This window comes from Dinghuibacter silviterrae (assembly GCF_004366355.1).
In the GTDB taxonomy this organism is placed as follows: Bacteria; Bacteroidota; Bacteroidia; order Chitinophagales; family Chitinophagaceae; genus Dinghuibacter; species Dinghuibacter silviterrae.
The window spans coordinates 638,903-656,756 of sequence record NZ_SODV01000001.1 but is presented as its reverse complement, the minus strand read 5'-3'; the positions used below and the strand labels follow the sequence as shown (position 1 = coordinate 656,756).

The following is a 17,854-nucleotide window of genomic DNA, read 5'->3' as shown; positions in this document are numbered from 1 at the left end:
GGCGCGCCTTCGGCGCACACAATTTGAAATTATGGCGGACACGCGAACTGAAATAGCAGATTTAGGTGAATTCGGCCTGATCGAACACCTCACCCGGAATATCGAATTCCAGAACGCCTCTTCGATATTGGGGGTGGGCGACGACGCGGCCGTCCTTGACCACTTTGGCAAGGAAACCGTTGTCACTACCGACCTCCTGGTGGAGGGGATCCACTTCGACCTTGCCTATACCCCCTTGCGTCACCTGGGGTATAAAAGCATCGTGGTCAACCTAAGCGACGTCTATGCCATGAACGCCACACCCACCCAGGTTACATTCAGCCTGGCTTTTAGCAACCGGTTTTCCCTGGAGGCGATCGACGAGTTGTACGAAGGGGTGTATGCGGCCTGCAGCCGCTACGGGGTGGACCTGGTGGGTGGTGACACGAGTGCTTCCCAAAAGGGCCTGCTGATCAGCGTCACGGCCATAGGAGAGGTGGACCCCGGGCAATATGTGACCCGGAGCGGAGCGGGCAAGGGGGATCTTATCTGTGTCAGTGGAGACCTGGGCGCCGCCTTTTTGGGTTTGACGCTTCTGGAACGGGAAAAGCGTATATTCATGGAATCGCCCCAGGTTCAGCCGGACCTGGAGGGACAGCGGCATATCATCGGGCGGTTGCTAAAACCGGAGGCGCGCCGGGACATCATCGAGTTCTTAGGCGCCCAGCACATACGGCCGACGGCCATGATGGACATCAGCGACGGTTTGTCGAGCGAGCTCCTGCACATCTGCAAACGCAGCGGCGTAGGGTGCGTGATATATGAGGACAAACTCCCCATCCACGAGGAGAGCCGGCAATTTGCTTTTAAACTGGAGCTGGATCCGACCGCCTGCGCGTTGAGCGGGGGCGAGGACTACGAGCTGTTGTTTACCGTTCCCCAGGCCGACTATGAAAAGATCGTCCTGAGCGAACAGATCAGCGTGATCGGCTATGTGACCGACGCTGCGGAAGGGGTGCACATCGTGACCAGGGGCGGGAACAAATACCCGATTACCGCGCAGGGTTGGAAGGCATTTTAAACCAACATAATGGCTTACCGTATCCTTTTTTTCCCCCTAACCGTTTTCCTGCTCGTGGGTTGCGCTGCGAAGAGGGTTGCCTCTTACACCCCGGAACAAACGTATAGCCCGGAGGTCCTGCACCGGGATTTCCACCTCCTGGAAAACATCATGGCGGCGGATCACCCGAGCCTTTACTGGTACACGCCTTCGGACAGCATCCATTATTTTTTCCACCAGGCCGACGCCCGCATTCAGGGGCCGATGACCGAGGCCGCCTTCCGAAACCTGGTCGCCGCGGCCCTGGCGCACATCCGTTGCGGGCATACAGGGGTACGGTACTCTTTGCAGTATGAGGACTATCTCAACCGGCACCCGGCGCCCCAGTTCCCGTTCCAGGTGAAAATATTAGGTAACCCTGGTCAGCCCTCGCTCGCCCTCGTTTTCAGCCCTTATCTAAAGGATACCACCTTTAAGGCGGGAGACGTCATCACTGCCATCAACGGGATACCCGCTGCCACTTTAATCGACAGCCTTCGCGGCTTTTTCTCCGTGGATGGCTTTTGTTATAATTTTGCCTACCAGCGCATCAGCGGGGACTTCCCACTTTGGTACCAGGCGGTTTTCGGTTCGGACTCCATGTACCGGGTGAGCGTGGAGCGGCCGGGACGCGGGGCGTTCACTGCTCCCGTAAAGGCGTACGACCTTCAAAAAGATACAACCCTGGCCGAGGCCCTCAAGATCTGGGAAATGGGTGCGCCTTTCCGGTTGTCGAAAAAGGAAGAGCTGGAGCAGGTGCGTTCCCTGCACATCGACAGCTCCGGCAAGCTCGCGGTCCTCACCCTCCGCACTTTTGACGACGGCCTTCGCGAGAATTTCGTGCGTCAAAGCTTTGAAATCCTTCGCAAGGAAAAAATCCCCAACCTCGTCATCGACCTCAGGACCAATTCAGGCGGACAACTGTCCAATGCCGTCCTCCTGGCGCGTTACCTGAAACCGGACGACTTTGTCTTCATGGACTCCGTGTATGCGGCAACGCGTCATATATCCTACAAACGGTATATGGACAAGACCTTCCTGCCGCAGCTGGGTATGACCTTTCTGACGCGCAAACGCGACGACGGCTTTTATCACTTTACGAGCCTCGAAGGCAAACGGTATCACCCCATCAAAAGGGATCATTACCAGGGGCACGTCTTTATCCTCACGGGCGGGTTTACGTTTTCCGCGGCTTCCATCTTTACCGCCAATATGAAGGGTTCCCCGGACGTCACCGTCCTGGGCGAAGAAACGGGTGGGGGATACTATGGGAACGACGGGATCTATATCCCCGACGTAACCCTGCCGGGCACCCGGCTGCGGGTGTCGTTACCGTTGTTCCGGATGGTGATCAACCATACTTTTCCAAAGGATGGGCGGGGTGTGCTGCCGGATATAGAAGTCATACCGACGACCGCGGATATTCGCGGGTCGGTGGATCCGAAGATGCGGAAGGTGCTGGAGCTCGTGGGGTTGCCGGTGGCGCGGTATTAAGCTGGTTCCCCGGAGACGAACACCTTTTTCACCTCGTAGTTGTCGTCAAACCAAACCAGCGTCGCCTCCTTGTTGGGCGCGATCGTCCCCAGCCGCGCTTCCAGGCCCATGACCCGTGCGGGATAGAGCGACGCCATGCGCAGCGCCTCGTCCAGGGGGATCCCGATGTGCTCCACGCAATTTTGTACCGCCTTGATCATGGTCAGGGCCGAACCCGACAGGGTCCCGTCGGGGAGGATGTATTTATCTCCCTGAAGCTGGTGTTGATAGCTGCCCTGCTGGTTTTCGGTGACGGCGTCGGTGATCAGGAATAGCTTTTCCCCCAACAGGCGTTTGGCGATGGCTATGACTGCAAAATCCACGTGGTGCCCGTCGGCGACAACGCTCACGGGCACGGGGGTGTCGTGGAGGAGCGCACCGACCATGCCGGGTGCCCGGTGACTGAGCGGGCTCATGGCGTTGAACAGGTGGGTCGCCGCGGGGATACCCCAGGAGAATCCTTTTTGGGCTTCTTCGTAGGTGGCGTTGGTGTGGCCGGCGGACACGACTACTCCTGCCTCCGCCAACTGGCGTACGATCTCTTCGTCGCAGCGTTCGGGGGCCAGGGTCATCATGGTCAGGAATCCACCCGATTTGTCCAAAAGGGCTTGCAGTTTTTTAGCGTCGGGACGCTGGATATATTCCTCGCGGTGGGCGCCCCGTTTGACCGGGTTGATGTACGGGCCTTCCAGGTGTAACCCCAGCACCCCCTTGCCGCCACCGGTCTTATAAGCTCTTACGGCGGCTATCGCTTGTTCCATGAGGGCATCCGTTTGAGTGGCCATCGTGGGTTGGAAATAGGCCGCGCCGCCCTGGAGACAATAACGATACGTGGCGTCTATGGCTGTTACGCTGGGGTGGTCGGAGAAGAGGTGATCAAGGCCGCCGTAGAGCTGGAGGTCGATGAACGCGGGGGCGAGGTGGCCGCCGGCGAGGTCGATGAGGCGAGGGGGTTCGGACCCGGCGCCGGGTTGCGCGGCGGTAGACTGCGCGTAGCCGTCTGCGGGGCTCTCGGCGAGGCTCTCCGCGGGCCGGATTTCCCGGATCGTGGCCCCGGCGGTGACGAGGACATGCCCGGTCAGCGTTTTCGTGCCGGTGTGGATGGTGCCGTTGTAGAAGATGGTTTTCATGGTGCGATGGTGAATTCGTCCGCGTCCCGGAGAAAGGGAAACCGTCCGCGGGTTTCTTCCAGGCGCGTTTTATCAAGGGTGATGGTGTAGGTGTCTTCGATGCCTTCGCGGTGATACAGGATGTCTCCCTGGGGATCGATGACCATGGAGTCTCCGGAATAGGCGATGTCCTTGCCGTCCCTGCCCACCCGGTTGACGCCGATGACAAAGCACTGGTTCTCGATCGCCCGCGCCCGGAGAAGTGTTTTCCAGGCAAGGTTCCGGCGTTCGGGCCAGTTGGCGACATAGACCAGGACGTCGTATTCGGGCTGGCCGTTGGTGTCGATCCGGTTGCGCGCCCAGACCGGGAAGCGCAGGTCGTAGCATACCTGGAGGTTGATTTTCCATCCCTTGACGGAAGCAATCAACCGCTTGGCACCCGGGGCATAGTGTTGGTCCTCGTCTGCGTAGGCAAAGAGGTGTCTTTTGTCATAGCAGCCGTATTGTCCGTTGGGGAGCATCCAGACGAGCCGGTTGTAGTGTTCGCCGTTGTCCGTAGCGATAAAGCTCCCGGCCAGCACGATTTTTCTCGCCGCCGCGGTTTGCCGAATCCAGTCCACCGTTGGGCCGTCCATGGACTCGCCCAGTCTTTCGGGGTCCATGCTAAACCCGGTCGTGAACATCTCCGGCAGGAGGACGACCTCGGTTTTTTCCCGGAGGCCGGCGATCAGGTCGCCGAGGTGTTTCAGGTTGGCGGCCTTGTCTTCCCATCGAAGGTTTGCCTGGACCAGGGTAAAAGTGAGCGTGGACATGGGGCAAATTTAGGGTTTTGCCAGGTTGTCTATGGCGGCCGAGGCCAGATCCGGTTCGTATCCCTTCTGGAGCAGGTAGGACATGGTTTTGGCCCGGGCCACGAAGGGCTCTTCCGTGGACAGCGCGTTGTATTTGTCCTCCGCGAGCCTGGACAAGGTTTTTTGATAGTCGTCCGCCTGGATCTGGGCGAGCCCCTTTCGGATACAGTATGTGGACACCTGGCGGGCCTTTAGCTCGGCTTCGATCTTGCGGCGGCCCCATTGTTTCATGCGGAACTTGCCGCCGGCAAACTGGACGGCGAAACGCTCCTCGTCAAGATAGTTGTCTTCGATCAGCTTCGAGATTAGCTCGTCCACTTCTTCCCCGCGGAGACCGAAGCCAAAGAGCTTTTCCCTGGCTTCCTGGTGGCAGCGTTCCTGGTAGGCGCAATAGTGCCGGAGTTTTTGAAGGGCTTGTTCTTTGGATAGACGACCTGGGCGCATGGGCGTTGAAAGGACAAAGATAATAGTAACTTTGCGCCCTATGACGAAAACAACTTCCATAGAAGAGATCATACGCGGGCGGCGGACGGTAAAGCCCGCCTCGATGAACGGGCAGAAGATACCCGACACGGTTGTCCGGGAACTGCTGGAACTGGGGGACTGGGCGCCGACGCACGCGCACACGGAACCTTGGTATTTCGTGGTATTTGCGGGGGACGGGGTCCGGGAATTCTGCCGGGACCACGCGGAGCTGTACCGGCTGAATACCCCGGCCGACCGGTTTACGACGGCGGCCTACGAAAAGCTGGAGGCCATGGGGAAAACCACCAGCCACGTCATCGCCCTTTGTATGAAACGGGGGGACAACACGAAGATCCCTGAACAGGAGGAAATGGCCTCGACAGCCTGTGCGGGTCAGAATATCCTCCTTGGTGCCGCCGCCCGGGGGCTGGCGGGGTATTGGGGTACGGGTGGGATGACGTATCACCCGTCCATGAAGGAATACCTGGGTCTGGAGGAAGCGGATAAACTCCTGGGATTCCTATACCTTGGCTATGCCGAAGGTGCACTTGCGCCCGGGCAACGGATAAAGCCGCTGGCCCAGAAGGTAAGGTGGGTAGAATAAAGCCTGCCGCAGGTGCGACAGGCTTTGACTTAGGGCCCCCGAAGGGCCATTATGAACGTAGTGGGTTAGTTTAACTTTTCCAATCGGAGGTCAATCCGCTTATCCTTTTTGAAGTATTCATAGACCATCACGAAACCCGGCTGGCCCGGTAAAACGCGTTGGTTGGAGGCTTTTGTCTTCAGTTCGATCTTGTCGCCGGTAAAGGTTTTGCCGTCATACCGCAGCGAGTGGAAGGTCATCCCGTGGTATTCCTTCTCCTTTTCGTAATCGCTGTAGCAAACGTCAAAGTTACCGGAAGACGGATCGGTGGTCGTAAAGGCGTAGTCGAAACCGCCATAAGACTTGATGATCATGGCGAGCAGGTGCTGACTGTTCAGGTCCGCCAACGCGGTATGGACCGTATTGTAGTTCTTTTGCTGGATCGTGGCCCCCGCGATTTTGTAGTCTGGGGTGAATTTCAGGATGACCATATCGGTCACCCTGATCTCGGTGTACCCGGCTCCGCCTCCGCCTCCGAGTACATTCATGGTAATCCCCATGGCGTCGGCGGTACGCTTGTAGCCTTCGCCTACCGCAAACAGGTTGCCGTCCGGGGTTTGTATCATATTGTGGAAAAACAGGTACCCGATATGATCGATCCTGCCTTTCTCATTCAGGGGGAGATACTTGCTGATGTCCTGCGCCCAGGAGTTGAAGGTCGTAGAAACGATGTCACCGGTCGAGGTGACGTTGTACATGGCAATCCCCAGGCTGGCGTCCTTGAAGATATTGGCGTTTTTGTCGAAGTAGGAGCCCATGAGCAGGAAATTCCCATTCTCCAGGCGGAATTTTGAGCAATAAAGGGGGACGAATTTGTATTTGTCGCGGGTGTCTTCAATGTCGAAGGCCTTTTTCTTCGTGATATAGTTCACCGCCATGACCGAGGAATGCGGTTGACCGCTCATCTGATGTTCCTTCCGCTCCACTTCCACCAGGATCAGGCTGTCGGTGTTGCCGAGGTAGGCCGCTTGCTCGAACCGGCCTTCGGTTTCGGAAGTGTACGCATACTGGTACTGCTTTTCGGAGCTGTAGTAGTCGATCTCGAAGGTCTCCTGCCTGCCATCCTTGAGGGGGAGGACCAGCGTGAAGCCCTGGTCGGTGCAGCTAAACACCTTCGTGTTGACATAGTCGTCGGTTTTCTTGAACGGGTCATAGCTCTGGATAAACGCCTCCGTCCGTTTGTCGAGCGGCCGGGTATAGGTGTACTTGAGGGTGCCGTCCACGCCGTAGATTTTGGCGGACAGGATCTTGTTCTCCCGGTCGTTGTAGAGGAACAAAAGGGCGTTGCCGTTGTAGGCGGCTTCGAGGAGGTCGACCTTTTTGTTGTCGTCGAACTTGATCTCCTTGACCTTGTTCAGGTTCTGGTCGAGGATGTCCAGGCTGTACTCGTTGGTGTGCTTGTCGACCTTGTCGCTTTGATAAAAGAGGAAGTACCCTTTGATCTGGCCTTCCTGGTAGATGGCACCGGAGTTCTGCAAATAGGTTTTGTACACGTTGTCGATGCTGAGCTTGCTTTGGGCACTTAGGGCAATGCTGCCGAGCATCAGGGGCAGGAGCGCCAACAGTTTTTTGTAGTTCATGGTGGGATCTGGATTTTTTTAAGAGGTTATCCCGGGGTAGCGGGCTATGAAAGAGTGTTGTATGTTTTTGATTTCCTCCAAACGCAGGTTTTGAAGGAATTGGAGCAGGGTATCGAAAGAAGCGCTGTAGTAAGGCGAGGGGAGGGGGACCATCCTGCCCAGGGTGTGGTTTTTCTGAGCGTCGTAGATCCGGCTGAGCGCACCGGCGATCATGCTGACGATGTAGGGATCACCCGGCCGGGTCTGCAAAAGCTCCAGACCGGTCATCAGGCAGTGGGCGTAGTCGTGCGTGTCGTAATAGTACCGGAGAATCTCGTACGGCAGGATCTTTTTCAGGCTGTCAAAGGCCGTTTTGCCCATGGGATTCTTTGACCGGCCCGTTGTGGTGATCATGGGGCGAAGCGCCGTTATTCTGACCTGGCAATCCGGGTGGGTCTTCAGGGAGTCCATCATGGCCGTGTCCAGGGCGATGGTCGCATGCCCGGACAGTAAACCGGTTTCGTGGTGGAGCCAACGGGGTTGGAACGGGTATTGAGGGCTGTCAAAGGTGTTTTGCAAGCTGACCTCCATGGGTGCGTTGTCCTTGTCCACGGTGTCCAGCAAGCCCAGACAAGTAATCGCTTCGGCTGGGTCAAACCGGGTGGCCTTCATAAAGACCACGCCCATAGAGTCGGCCTGGGATTCATGGTCCCGGCCGTGACGGGTGTTGTCAAAGGAAAGGGCCTTGGCGAGGTCTTCTGCGTCGGCCCGTTTGTTATATTGTTCGTTTTTGATGTGCCGGAGCTCGCGTTGCGTTTCCTTTGAGTTCAGCCTGTCGACATACCGGGCAATAGACTGGTTGGAATGATTCAGGTAGACGTGGGCAAGCTCGTGACAAAGCACAAAGGCCGCTTCGCTTTCATTGTCCATCCGGACGAACAACCCCAGGTTGAAAACAACGACCCCATCTCCTATGCTGGAGGCGTTGGGGATGCCGGTTTTGGCAAAATAGATGTCAATAGGGATAGTTTGGAGCCCGGGATTGGCCGCTACGATCTCGTGCAGTAACCGCGTTAGGTAGGCCTGAGCCGGCGGCATCGTCAACAAAGCCTTTGTATGGAACTGCTCCTTGATGTAGTCGAAGCGTTCTTTATAGATGTCCGCGATCTGTTTGGCACTCGCTCCCTTCAGGGCGGCCACTTCCTGTTTGTACCGGTCCTGGACCCGGGACAGGTCGGCTTCCAGGGCAAGGGAGTCGTCTTTGGCAGGGGTATATTTTAGGGGCGCTTGTGCGTAGGCACGCGACAAAAGAAGGCACAAAAGCAAGGCACAAGCTCGGGTAGGCATTGGGGTTCTGGATATTGGAATCCAAATATATAATAATATTTATTACTACGCAACTTCCTCCATTTTTTCTCTAAGTTCTTTCAATGTCATATTGAGCAGGACGCTGTGCCGGTTGTTGACCCGTTGTACCAGGTGGACGTGGGCGATAAAATCCTGGACGATCTGGATCTTGTCGCTGGGGGTGACCACCAGGAGCTGTAGGTGCAGTTGTTTGCAGAGCTCCATCAGGTAGGTGGCCTTTTCCTCGTCCTGGTTGCTAAAGCTTTCGTCGACGGCAATAAAGCGCAGGGAACGCTCGGCGCTGCCTTCCCGGGTGATCCCGAACTGATACGCGATGGCGCTGCAAAGGATCGTATAGGTCAGCTGTGCTTTTTCCCCACCCGACAACTGGCCCATCTGGCGATAGGTCTTTTTGAGCTCGCCGGTCTCCCTGAATTTTTCGTCGGCCCAAAACTCGAACCAGTTCCGGACGTCCAGGACGCGGGAGCGATAGGCCTCGCTTTCCTCCAGGCTTTCGATCAGGGGCAGGACCTTGTCGCGGAAGTGGGCGGCCTTTTGTTCAAAGGTGTTTTGTTGCCAGCCGCTGTCCTGGGGAAGGGCCTCGACGAGCTGGTGACGGAACGCCTTGACGGTGGTATCGACCGCGGGCCGGATCCCCAACTGGATAAAGGTGTCGGGGAGACGGTTGAAGTTGATTCCGCCCAGGGAATCGTTAAGACGCTGGACGCTGGTGCGGATCTCGCGTTCCCATTTTTCGACTTCCTCGTTGAGGCCGCCGATCTTGTACGTAATGGTGACGTGGATATAGTTTTCGAAGTCACTCTTGAACTTGGGCAGGTTTTCGGTTTGGAGCCGGTCCAGCCATTCAAGGTATTCGGTGGCGTGGGCGGCGTCTTCTGAAAAACCCTGCACGTCCCCGTTCCAGTCGGGGAAACGCTGCTGGACGTCGAGGGGCGGGTGCTTAATGCGGTGGATACAACGCGAGATTAGGGTTTCCTGCTGCTGGAAGCGTTCCCGCGCCTTTCGGGCGGCCGTGTCGATAGCGTTTTTGAGCGCACCGTATTGGGTGTCGAGGCTCTCCAGGGTCAAGGGGGTCAGCTCGGCGGCGTGGTTTTGCTGGAAAAGGAGCAACTGATCCTTATCGTCAGTGGTGATGTGTTGCATCAACCCCGACAATTGTTCGAGCTCGCGGCCCAGGCTCTCCATGAGGCCTTCCACCGCGCCCTTGCGTTGGAGAAGGGCGTCCCTTTCCTTTTCCACCCGGGCGCGTTGTTGCTGGATCTCGCCCAGGGTGTCGGTCAGGGCTTTGAGCTGGTCGCTGCTGCCCCGCAGGGCCTCCATCTGCTCGTCTACAGAGCGGATCTTGCGCTGGACGTCCGCGATGTTTATGTCGACAAACCCGTTGTGTTGCTCCAGGCTGTGGAGGGCGTAAGCTTGTTTTTGGAGCTTTTCCGCCTTTTTTTTGCATCGGTCGAGCGTGTCCCTGGCCGTTTGGAGCCGCGACAAAAGGTCGTCCCGTTTTTTAATGAGGGTTTCCTTTTTCTTTTCGTTGTTCCACCCCATGACATAACGGCCGGGGTCGTTCCGGTCGGGCCGGTCGTCCTTTTCATGCCGGTCGCCGTTTTTGACCAGCCCGCCGAGGGTGATGGCCTTGTCGTATTTGTCAAGCGCCTTTTCGGTGTCGAGACAGGCGTGGGGAAAGTGTTGGATGACCTGTTGCTCCACCCATTCCCCCAGCGGATGGGCCGTGTTGAATTCAAGCTTATCGCAGACGGTTCCTTCTTCGGCGAGGCGGTCCAGCGCAACCTCCTGGACCCGGTTGTAGACAAGCCGGGAACGGAGGTTCGTCTGGTTGACGTATTTGTTGACCTTTTTGTAGTGTTTTTCGGGGACGAGCAGGCGAAGGGAGAAACCGTGGAGCAGCTTTTCCAGGGCGGGTTCCCAGGCGTGTTCGTCACTCCGGACCTGCATCAGCTCACCGGCAAAGGGCAGGTCGCCCGCGTCTATCTTCAACTCCGCCCCCATTTCCTTGCGGAGGTGCAGCAGGTGGGAAGGGATGTTGTTCCTGCTTTGGAGGAGGAGGTTGAGGTCGGTTTCGATGGCCTCCCTGTCAACGCCGGCGTTTTTCATGACGCTGCGGGCGTCGAATTCGTCGTCCCCGTTGAGCCGCTGTTCCCGTTCGATGCGCAAACGGGCCTTTTTGCACTCGGCGATGACCCGTTTGTAAGCGGCCTCGTCCGGGACCCCGGTCTCTGTGAGCTGGAGCGTTTCGCACCAGCCGCTGAACAGGGACAGGTTGTGCTGGGTTTGCTGGAGCGTTTCCTGTAACCCGGCCGCGGTGGTTTCAAGCTGTTTGAGCCGCTGACCGGCCTGGTTTTGGTCGACCTGGTTGCGGACCTGGCGCTCGGATTCGATGACTTCATCGATCTGGGCCCGGTGTTGGTCGAGCCCGGTGACCAGGGTCTGGAAAGATTCTTTTGCTCCGGCAAGCGCCTCGGTGAGGAGGTGGTGTTTGGCAAAACGGCTCCAAATGACGGCCGTTTCGGATTCCGCCTGGAGCCGGGCGGCCTCGCCGGCGAGTGCCTGGTATTCAGCCTGGGCCTTTTGCAACGGCTCCAGGAGACGGATCTGTTCCTCGGCCTTTTCGATGTTCCGCTGGGCGTCCAGAAGGGTGCCGAGGTGTTGCTTCAGGTCCAGGAATTCGGCCTCCATATTGCGAGGCTCCAGCATGTGCATCCGGATGAATTCGTCCAGGTTGCCCAAAACCTTGATCCCCACCGTTTGGTTGAAAAGGGTGAGCGCCTGGATGCTTTGCATACCCAGGACTTCCACAAGCCGCTGGGCGTATTTACCGGCGGCGTCGAACCATTCGATCTGACGGCGGCCACCCGTCGTGAATTGCTGGTCGAGGCGTTTTCTCCAGCCGCCGCCCGCGTCAAACGGACGGAAATGCTCCTCAATATGCAAGGGCGCGTGGGCAACGGCAAAAACGCGTTTGAGGTCCCCGGAACCAAAGTAACGGACCTGGAAGAGGGTCACGTCCTGGCCGGATTCATTGGAAAAATTGGCGAGGAGAATGCTATAGGCGGTCTCCTTGTTTTCCCTCAGGTAAAGGGTTTTCGTGGCCCCGCCGTTGTCACTGTGGAGAGTGCTGTAGCCGCCCATCACATAGCTTTCCTCCGTACGGTCACCCTTTTTCTCACTCCCCGAAGACTGGTTGTAGAAACGATACCTTTTTTCGGGGACGATGAGGGTCAGCAGGGCATCCACGAGCGTGGTCTTACCGCTCCCGTTGGCGCCAGTCAGCAGCGAGGTTTCCCCGCCGGGGCGGAGGGTATGGACAAACCCGTCAAAGGTGCCCCAGTTGTAGATCTCGATATATTGAAGACGGAAACCCGATTTTTGGTCATCCGTGCTGAATACGTTCAGTTGCATACGCGTCCAGTTGCTGTTTGAATTGTTCCAGGACCTCGCTGTCGACCTTGGCCTTGATGATTTTGCGCACCCGGTACTTTTGTTCGTCCAGGGTGTCGTTGTTCTCCACCATGTCCAGGAAGCCGTTTTCGACGGCCTTGTCGATCAGGCGGTCAAGTTCCCGGAGAAACTTGACCCGGCTGGGGTTTTCCTTAAAAAAAAGTTCTGCATACTCTTTTATCTCCCGGCGCTTGCGGATCAGCTCCCGGGAAACCGCTTCCCCCACTTCGAATTCGGCCATCATGTCCCGGAGCAGGACCAGCAGCACGCTTTCGTCATAGGTAAACGCCCGGCGCTGGAACCAGGACACCCCGGCTTCCTCTTCTTCTTCGGGAGTGGCGTGTACCAGGTAGGCGTACCCGTCGTCCTCGTCCAGGACCAGCGAAAGCCCGAGCTGCTGTACAAAGCCGGTGAGCTCGACCTTGTACTGGAGCAATTTTTCCCAGGCGGACTTCTCCAGGTATTCGACGGGCCCTTTCAGGAGTTTTATAAAAACGGATGTATATGGAAGCATGCTGTGTTGTTGTTTACCGGCTGAATAATAAATAGGGTACCTCGATAAACCGGGTGGCCTCCCGGTTGAGGGGGATGTGTTCGGTCATGTTATCCAGGACCTGCGCCTGCCGGGGTTTGTCCTTCAGGAAAGTATAGTAAGCCACCACCTCGGTGACGCCCAGGTCCAGGGCGCCGGCCTCTACGATCTCGCGCAAAGTGGCGGTGGGTTTATGTTCCAGTGCGGTGGTGACCTTGTCCCACAGTTTCTTTTTGTCGACGTGTCTGGTGTGGAGCAGACGGCTGAAGCGCTCCATGTCCTCGATGCGTTCTTCCGCGGCGCTGGGCTGCTCCAGAAGTGCGGGTGGTTTTTTGGGTTCGATGACCAGGCGGCGGTCCATGGTCAGCCGGATATCCTGGGGATCGCTTAGTTCGATGCCGCAAGGGACATCTTCGATCTCCGTGTTTTCCAGGACACGCTCCTTGATGGCGGAGATTTGGAGCCTCAACCGCCGGTGGCGCGCGATCTCCCGCTCGCTGATGATGCGGCTGAGTTTTTCGGCCATCTTGTCGTTGGCTTCATAGACCGAACGCCCCTGTTCGAGGAGCATGGACTTTATATTCTGGAGAAAGGGCTGATGACTTTCCAAATCCCGCTCCTCCAACAAATCGGCGAGCTGACCGGTGAGCTTGCGCCATTCTTCCTGGCCGGCCCTGGAGATCAGGAACTCCCAAAAGGCATAAAAACTCCTGCCCTGGTCACTGCCCCTCAGGGCGTCATAGGCCGCGAAGGCATACCCGACGATGGCGCCCTTGTGGAGCTCGGCGCGGGTGTGTTGTTCTACGATATTGCGATGGATCTGTTTGAAGTTATCTTCCACTTCCCGGAAGTCGCCCAGCAGGTCGTAACACAGCCGCGTAAACAACTCCATCCGTTCCTGTACCTGTGCGTTGCTGTAGACCTCGACGGGTGCGCCGGCTTCCAGGGCCTTGATTTCTTTGTCGATCTCCGCCCGGCGGTTCTTGAGTTCTTCAAGGCGGCGGGTGCGGTCGTCTTCCGTTTTTTCCACAATGTCCCTTAAGGAAGAGAAGAGCATCCGGAACCGGCTCTCGGTCCCCACAAACTGTCGCTTTTGCAGGGTTTGCAGCCATTGGAAAACCTTTTCGGCATGGGCGCTGAGCTGGTAGTGGGTCTGGCCCTCCTGGTCGGAATAGTCCTGCAACAGGCGACGCTGTACCCAGTCCGACAAATACTTGTAGGCGGCGTCTTCCGTTTCCCGTTCTTCGGGATCCAGTGCTACCAGGGCGTCGGCCAACAGCCGGACCAGCCTCGACTCGGGGAGGGAAATGCGCTCGGCCCCCTTGAATGCTGCGTGCAGAAAAGGCAGTACCCAGTCCGCATGTCGCATGCGTATGATTTGTAGAGAGGGCGAGGATTCAAATAAAATAGCAAGTTCCTGGGTCCGCATACGTCGAAGGTGCAAAGTAGGGAAAATCGACGTACGCGGAGGGGCGTGTGGATAAAACCCGTTATTCTGTTTTTAAACTCTTTGCAGGGCTGACATGGGCCGCCCGGATCGACTGAAAGCTGGTCGTGATCAGGGTAATGACCAGGGCGGCCGCGCCTGCTGTTATAAAGACGATGGGTTGGATGCTGATCCTGTAGTCATACTTCAACAACCATTGTCGAAGGAAATAAAACGCCAAAGGCGAAGCCACCAGGCAACTGATGAGGACAAGCAGGATAAAATCCCTGGACAACAGGAACCATACCTGGGGAACGGTGGCGCCCAGGACTTTCCGGATGCCGATTTCCTTGGTGCGTTGTTCGGCCATATACGCTGCCAGACCCAGCAGGCCCAGGCAGGAAATCAGGATAGCCAGAACGGCCAGGATGCCCGCCAGGCGGCCGATGAGGATTTCCAGGTCGAACTTGCGGGCATAGGCCTGGTCGACAAAGGTGTATTCATACGGATAAGTGGGCTCGTATCGGTTGAAAAGGGCGGTCATTTTATCGACGGCGTCGCGCGTGCTGATCCGGGGGGAGAGCCGGTAAAGCAGAAAAGACGCGTTTTTGGCGCCCGTTTTGAAGTACAGGGTGGGCTGGGGCGCGGCAAAAGGCGACACTTGCAGGGTGTTCCGTGCGATGCCGATGATCCTGACCTGTGTCCCTTGCCAGGTCATCACCTGGCCCACCGGGTTTTTCAGGCGAAGCCGGCGGACGGCAGCCTCGTTAAGGAGGACACACAGGGAGTCGGCCGGTCCTGCAAAGTCGCGACCGGCGGACATCGATATGCCCAGGGTTTTCAGGTAGTCATCCATCACGCCGACACAGCCCATTTCCACGGTCTCCCCGGCGTACTTGCCCGGCCATTTGTCGACGTCGGAGTGCCAATAGATATCGGTGGCGGGACTGGTCGACGCCGTGACATCATCGGCAATGCCGTCTTGACGGAGGGCATCCCTAAGTGCCGTATAGTTTTGGGCCAGGTCCGCGTTCATACGCGTAGAAAGGAGCCGGTTGGCGTCATAGCCTGTGGGACGGTTCTGTGTATACCGGAGTTGTTGATAGATGATGATGGTGCTGACGATAAGGGCGATGGAACAGGTGAACTGGATGACCACGAGGACCTTCCTGCCGGTCGTGCCCGTATGGCCGGTTTTGTATAATCCCTTGAGCACTTGTACGGGTTGAAAGGAAGACAGGTACAAGGCGGGCCGGGCGCCGGACACGAGCGCGGTGACCAGCGCCGCCCCCAGCACGATTCCCCAAAAGGCGGGGCTGGCCAGGGGAAGTCTGATCTGTGCGTCTGCCAGTGCGTTAAAGGCGGGAAGGATCGCGGTTGTCAGGATGATGCAGCCGCCAAACGCGAAAAGCGTCAGCAGAACGGACTCGGTAAGGAATTGTAAGATGAGGTCTGTTCTCCTGGACCCGATGGCTTTGCGAACGCCAACCTCGCGGGCCCTTCTTTCCGACCGGGCCGTTTCCAGGTTGACGAAATTGATACAAGCGATCGCCAGAACGAGGATGCCGATGATGCTGAACATCCGCACATAGTCGATCATACCGCCGGCGGGTTTGCCATTCTGGTAGTCGCCGTACAGGTGCCATTCCCGCATGGGTTGCAGGATGACATCGGACTTCATGGCGTTGATGTTGCCCTTTTCCGTTTTCTCTACGTCCTTGATGTCCGCCCGGATCTTTTCCACGTTTGCATTTACCCGGGCGAAGATCTGGTAGCCGTTTTGGCCGAAACCGCCGGCGCGGTTTTGTTTGACATAGGGGTTGACGGCTTCGTAAAACGAGAAGGGCAGGAGGTATTTAAAATCGAAGCTGCAATTGGCGGGGAGGTCTTTCAGGATACCCGTCACCGTTACATCGTGCTGGTTATCGATACGGACGGTCTTTCCGATGGGGTCTTCGCTGCCAAACAATGCCGTGGCCGTCTGTTGGGTCAGGACGATGGAGAAGGGGTCCCTGAACACTTCGCCGGGGTTGCCTTTTACCAGGGGGAACCCGAACATACCGATGAAATTCTCTTTCACCTGGCCGCCGGAAAACTCGAATTTCCTGTCCCCTGCCTTCAGACCGTGGAAGGAGAAGTAGTCGGTTTCGGCGATCTCCAAATTCCGGGCTTTCAATACGTCCGCCAGTTTCAGGGAGCAGGTGCCGAACGTAAGGGTCTCCCCGTTGTTGTTGAAATTCCGGGCGACCTGGTAGATGTTTTTATACTGGGGCAGGAAGCGGTCGTAGGAATACTCGTAGTGTACCCATAGACCTATGAGCAGGGCAACGGTCATCCCGATGGACAGGCCAAGGATGTTGAGGATGCTGTATCCTTTGGTGCGGAGGAGGTTGCGCCAGGCGAGGTGGAGGTAGCTGCGGACCATGAAAGGGCTTTACGGCTTCCACACAAAAAAGAGACCATAACATAAGATGCTGTCCGTCAGCGCTGTTTAGGCGGCGTGCCGGTTGGTTTTGATACAGTAAGTGTCCGTTATCGCTACGATCCCTGCTTCTTGTCGTATTCCTCCTTTGCCTTCTGCGCCTTTTCAAAGTCCAGCACGACGCCGTTGATGCAAAAACGCAGGTGCGTGGGGGGAGGACCGTCGTCAAAGACGTGGCCTAGGTGAGAATGGCAGCGCCCGCACATGACCTCGGTACGGTCCATGCCGTAGGAGGAGTCGGGGGCGTAGATGATGCTGCTCTTGCTGATGGGTTCGTAGAAGCTTGGCCAGCCGCAGCCGGATTCGAACTTTGTGTCGCTTTTGAAAAGCGGGTTGCCGCAAACGGCGCAATAGTAGGTACCCACCTCCTTGGAGGTTTCAAAGGGGCTTGTAAAGGGCCGTTCGGTGCCTTTCTGGCGGGCAACCTGGTAAACGTCCGAAGGGAGGACCTTTTTCCACTGGTCATCGCTGAGGTTGACTTTCGTGGTATCGGTATGGGAGTAGACGGGGTTCTTTTCGTTCATGGGTGTTTGTGTATGGCCCTTGCAGGCGACAAAGAATAAAGGTAGTACAAAGATGATCGCGTGACGCATGGCCTAAAGATACGGATCGGCCTGGGCAGGGAAACATTAGCTTTTTTTATAAACCAGCGATTAGTCGTTAAAAAATTGAAAAATGTTCAGTCCTGGCGGCGTATATTTGTTGGCTCGAACGTAAAGTAGTCTGTTAAGATGTTTAATTTGATTCTTTTTGGTCCTCCCGGCGTGGGGAAGGGTACGCAATCTAACAAGCTGATTGAGAAATACGGATGGATCCACCTGTCCACCGGTGACCTGCTCCGTTCCGAGATCCACCGGCAGACACCGCTGGGAATAGAGGCGGATCATATTATCAAGTCAGGGCAACTGGTGCCGGACGAGGTGGTGATCGGCATGATCTCCTCCGCGCTGGAGGCAAACCCACACGCCAAAGGCTTCCTGTTCGACGGATTTCCCCGAACGGTTGCCCAGGCGGAAGCACTGGACAAACTGCTGTCCCTCAAAAAAACAGCCATACACCTGGTATTGGCCCTCGACGTTCGGGACGAGGAGCTGGTGCACCGCCTCCTGATCCGGGGCAAAAGTAGCGGCCGTAAAGACGATTCAGACGAGACCGTTATCCGCGAGCGGATCCGGGTGTATAAAAGTCAGACATTCCCCGTAGCGGACTACTACGCCAAATTCGGAAAGGTCGTACACGTGCCCGGCGAAGGGTCCATTGACGATATCTTTGCCGCCCTGAGCCGCGAGATCGACGGCAAGTCGGAAAAGGCGGCATAGTTTCCCGTATCTTTGAGCAAACTAACAATTGTTTGC

The 17,854-nt window shown here is 57.0% G+C and carries 14 protein-coding genes; 4 read left to right on the top strand and 10 right to left on the bottom strand.

Annotated features, from left to right (window positions below):
• Positions 1 to 31: 31 nt before the first annotated feature.
• Both thiL and EDB95_RS02870 read left to right on the top strand, forming a co-directional pair.
• Complete coding sequence (gene thiL / locus EDB95_RS02875) at positions 32 to 1,060, top strand: thiamine-phosphate kinase (protein WP_133990391.1); 1,029 nt, start codon at positions 32 to 34, stop codon at positions 1,058 to 1,060.
• A 9-nt stretch (positions 1,061 to 1,069) separates the two neighbouring features.
• Positions 1,070 to 2,572 (top strand): S41 family peptidase, encoded by a 1,503-nt coding sequence (locus EDB95_RS02870; RefSeq protein WP_133990389.1) that lies wholly within the window; start codon positions 1,070 to 1,072, stop codon positions 2,570 to 2,572.
• Here the strand turns inward: EDB95_RS02870 and nagA are convergent.
• From nagA to EDB95_RS02855, 3 genes are read right to left on the bottom strand one after another with little or no spacing between them, the layout of a single operon-like run.
• Positions 2,569 to 3,741 (bottom strand): N-acetylglucosamine-6-phosphate deacetylase, encoded by a 1,173-nt coding sequence (gene nagA / locus EDB95_RS02865; protein ID WP_133990387.1) that lies wholly within the window; start codon positions 3,739 to 3,741, stop codon positions 2,569 to 2,571. The genes EDB95_RS02870 and nagA overlap by 4 nt on opposite strands.
• Positions 3,738 to 4,532, bottom strand: a complete 795-nt coding sequence (locus EDB95_RS02860; protein WP_133990385.1) for an amidohydrolase — start codon at positions 4,530 to 4,532, stop codon at positions 3,738 to 3,740. The genes nagA and EDB95_RS02860 overlap by 4 nt, the downstream gene beginning before the upstream one ends.
• A gap of 9 nt (positions 4,533 to 4,541) precedes the next feature.
• Entirely contained in the window at positions 4,542 to 5,015 is a 474-nt protein-coding gene (locus tag EDB95_RS02855; protein WP_133990383.1) for a regulatory protein RecX, read from the bottom strand.
• A gap of 40 nt (positions 5,016 to 5,055) precedes the next feature.
• On the opposite strand from EDB95_RS02855, the gene EDB95_RS02850 reads away from it, so the two are divergent.
• Positions 5,056 to 5,640 carry a nitroreductase family protein gene (locus EDB95_RS02850; RefSeq protein ID WP_133990381.1) on the top strand — a complete coding sequence of 195 codons (585 nt, stop codon included), beginning with the start codon at positions 5,056 to 5,058 and terminating at the stop codon, positions 5,638 to 5,640.
• Positions 5,641 to 5,705: 65 nt separating this feature from the next.
• On the opposite strand, the gene EDB95_RS02845 is transcribed toward EDB95_RS02850, so the two are convergent.
• The 7 genes from EDB95_RS02845 to msrB all read right to left on the bottom strand — a co-directional run bounded on the left by EDB95_RS02845 (position 5,706) and on the right by msrB (position 17,092).
• Positions 5,706 to 7,259 carry a DUF6770 family protein gene (locus tag EDB95_RS02845; protein ID WP_133990379.1) on the bottom strand — a complete coding sequence of 518 codons (1,554 nt, stop codon included), beginning with the start codon at positions 7,257 to 7,259 and terminating at the stop codon, positions 5,706 to 5,708.
• An 18-nt stretch (positions 7,260 to 7,277) separates the two neighbouring features.
• The gene (locus EDB95_RS02840; protein ID WP_133990377.1) at positions 7,278 to 8,585 is read right to left on the bottom strand and encodes a M48 family metallopeptidase; all 1,308 of its coding nucleotides are present in this window, start codon (positions 8,583 to 8,585) and stop codon (positions 7,278 to 7,280) included.
• A gap of 45 nt (positions 8,586 to 8,630) precedes the next feature.
• Positions 8,631 to 12,020 carry an ATP-binding protein gene (locus tag EDB95_RS02835; protein WP_133990375.1) on the bottom strand — a complete coding sequence of 1,130 codons (3,390 nt, stop codon included), beginning with the start codon at positions 12,018 to 12,020 and terminating at the stop codon, positions 8,631 to 8,633.
• Positions 11,992 to 12,573, bottom strand: coding sequence for a DUF4194 domain-containing protein (locus tag EDB95_RS02830; RefSeq protein WP_133990373.1), 582 nt, complete (start codon positions 12,571 to 12,573; stop codon positions 11,992 to 11,994). Before EDB95_RS02830 ends, EDB95_RS02835 begins: the two co-directional genes overlap by 29 nt.
• A 13-nt stretch (positions 12,574 to 12,586) precedes the next feature.
• Positions 12,587 to 14,020: a DUF3375 domain-containing protein gene (locus tag EDB95_RS02825; RefSeq protein WP_133990371.1), complete on the bottom strand. Its 1,434-nt coding sequence runs from the start codon at positions 14,018 to 14,020 to the stop codon at positions 12,587 to 12,589.
• Between the two features lie 61 nt (positions 14,021 to 14,081).
• Positions 14,082 to 16,442, bottom strand: coding sequence for an ABC transporter permease (locus tag EDB95_RS02820; protein ID WP_133990369.1), 2,361 nt, complete (start codon positions 16,440 to 16,442; stop codon positions 14,082 to 14,084).
• A 113-nt stretch (positions 16,443 to 16,555) separates the two neighbouring features.
• Entirely contained in the window at positions 16,556 to 17,092 is a 537-nt protein-coding gene (gene msrB / locus EDB95_RS02815) for a peptide-methionine (R)-S-oxide reductase MsrB (RefSeq protein WP_133990367.1), read from the bottom strand.
• A gap of 138 nt (positions 17,093 to 17,230) precedes the next feature.
• Here msrB and EDB95_RS02810 point away from each other — a divergent pair, with 138 nt between their 5' ends.
• A complete protein-coding gene (locus tag EDB95_RS02810; RefSeq protein ID WP_133990365.1) occupies positions 17,231 to 17,818 on the top strand; it encodes an adenylate kinase in 588 nt (195 codons plus the stop codon).
• The last annotated feature ends 36 nt before the right edge of the window (positions 17,819 to 17,854 follow it).

Coding starts and splice junctions, on each gene's coding strand:
- thiL (WP_133990391.1), top strand. CDS start 32: ATGGCGGACACGCGAACTGAAATAGCAGATTTAGGTGAATTCGGCCTG.
- EDB95_RS02870 (WP_133990389.1), top strand. CDS start 1,070: ATGGCTTACCGTATCCTTTTTTTCCCCCTAACCGTTTTCCTGCTCGTG.
- nagA (WP_133990387.1), bottom strand. CDS start 3,741: ATGAAAACCATCTTCTACAACGGCACCATCCACACCGGCACGAAAACG.
- EDB95_RS02860 (WP_133990385.1), bottom strand. CDS start 4,532: ATGTCCACGCTCACTTTTACCCTGGTCCAGGCAAACCTTCGATGGGAA.
- EDB95_RS02855 (WP_133990383.1), bottom strand. CDS start 5,015: ATGCGCCCAGGTCGTCTATCCAAAGAACAAGCCCTTCAAAAACTCCGG.
- EDB95_RS02850 (WP_133990381.1), top strand. CDS start 5,056: ATGACGAAAACAACTTCCATAGAAGAGATCATACGCGGGCGGCGGACG.
- EDB95_RS02845 (WP_133990379.1), bottom strand. CDS start 7,259: ATGAACTACAAAAAACTGTTGGCGCTCCTGCCCCTGATGCTCGGCAGC.
- EDB95_RS02840 (WP_133990377.1), bottom strand. CDS start 8,585: ATGCCTACCCGAGCTTGTGCCTTGCTTTTGTGCCTTCTTTTGTCGCGT.
- EDB95_RS02835 (WP_133990375.1), bottom strand. CDS start 12,020: ATGCAACTGAACGTATTCAGCACGGATGACCAAAAATCGGGTTTCCGT.
- EDB95_RS02830 (WP_133990373.1), bottom strand. CDS start 12,573: ATGCTTCCATATACATCCGTTTTTATAAAACTCCTGAAAGGGCCCGTC.
- EDB95_RS02825 (WP_133990371.1), bottom strand. CDS start 14,020: ATGCGGACCCAGGAACTTGCTATTTTATTTGAATCCTCGCCCTCTCTA.
- EDB95_RS02820 (WP_133990369.1), bottom strand. CDS start 16,442: ATGGTCCGCAGCTACCTCCACCTCGCCTGGCGCAACCTCCTCCGCACC.
- msrB (WP_133990367.1), bottom strand. CDS start 17,092: ATGCGTCACGCGATCATCTTTGTACTACCTTTATTCTTTGTCGCCTGC.
- EDB95_RS02810 (WP_133990365.1), top strand. CDS start 17,231: ATGTTTAATTTGATTCTTTTTGGTCCTCCCGGCGTGGGGAAGGGTACG.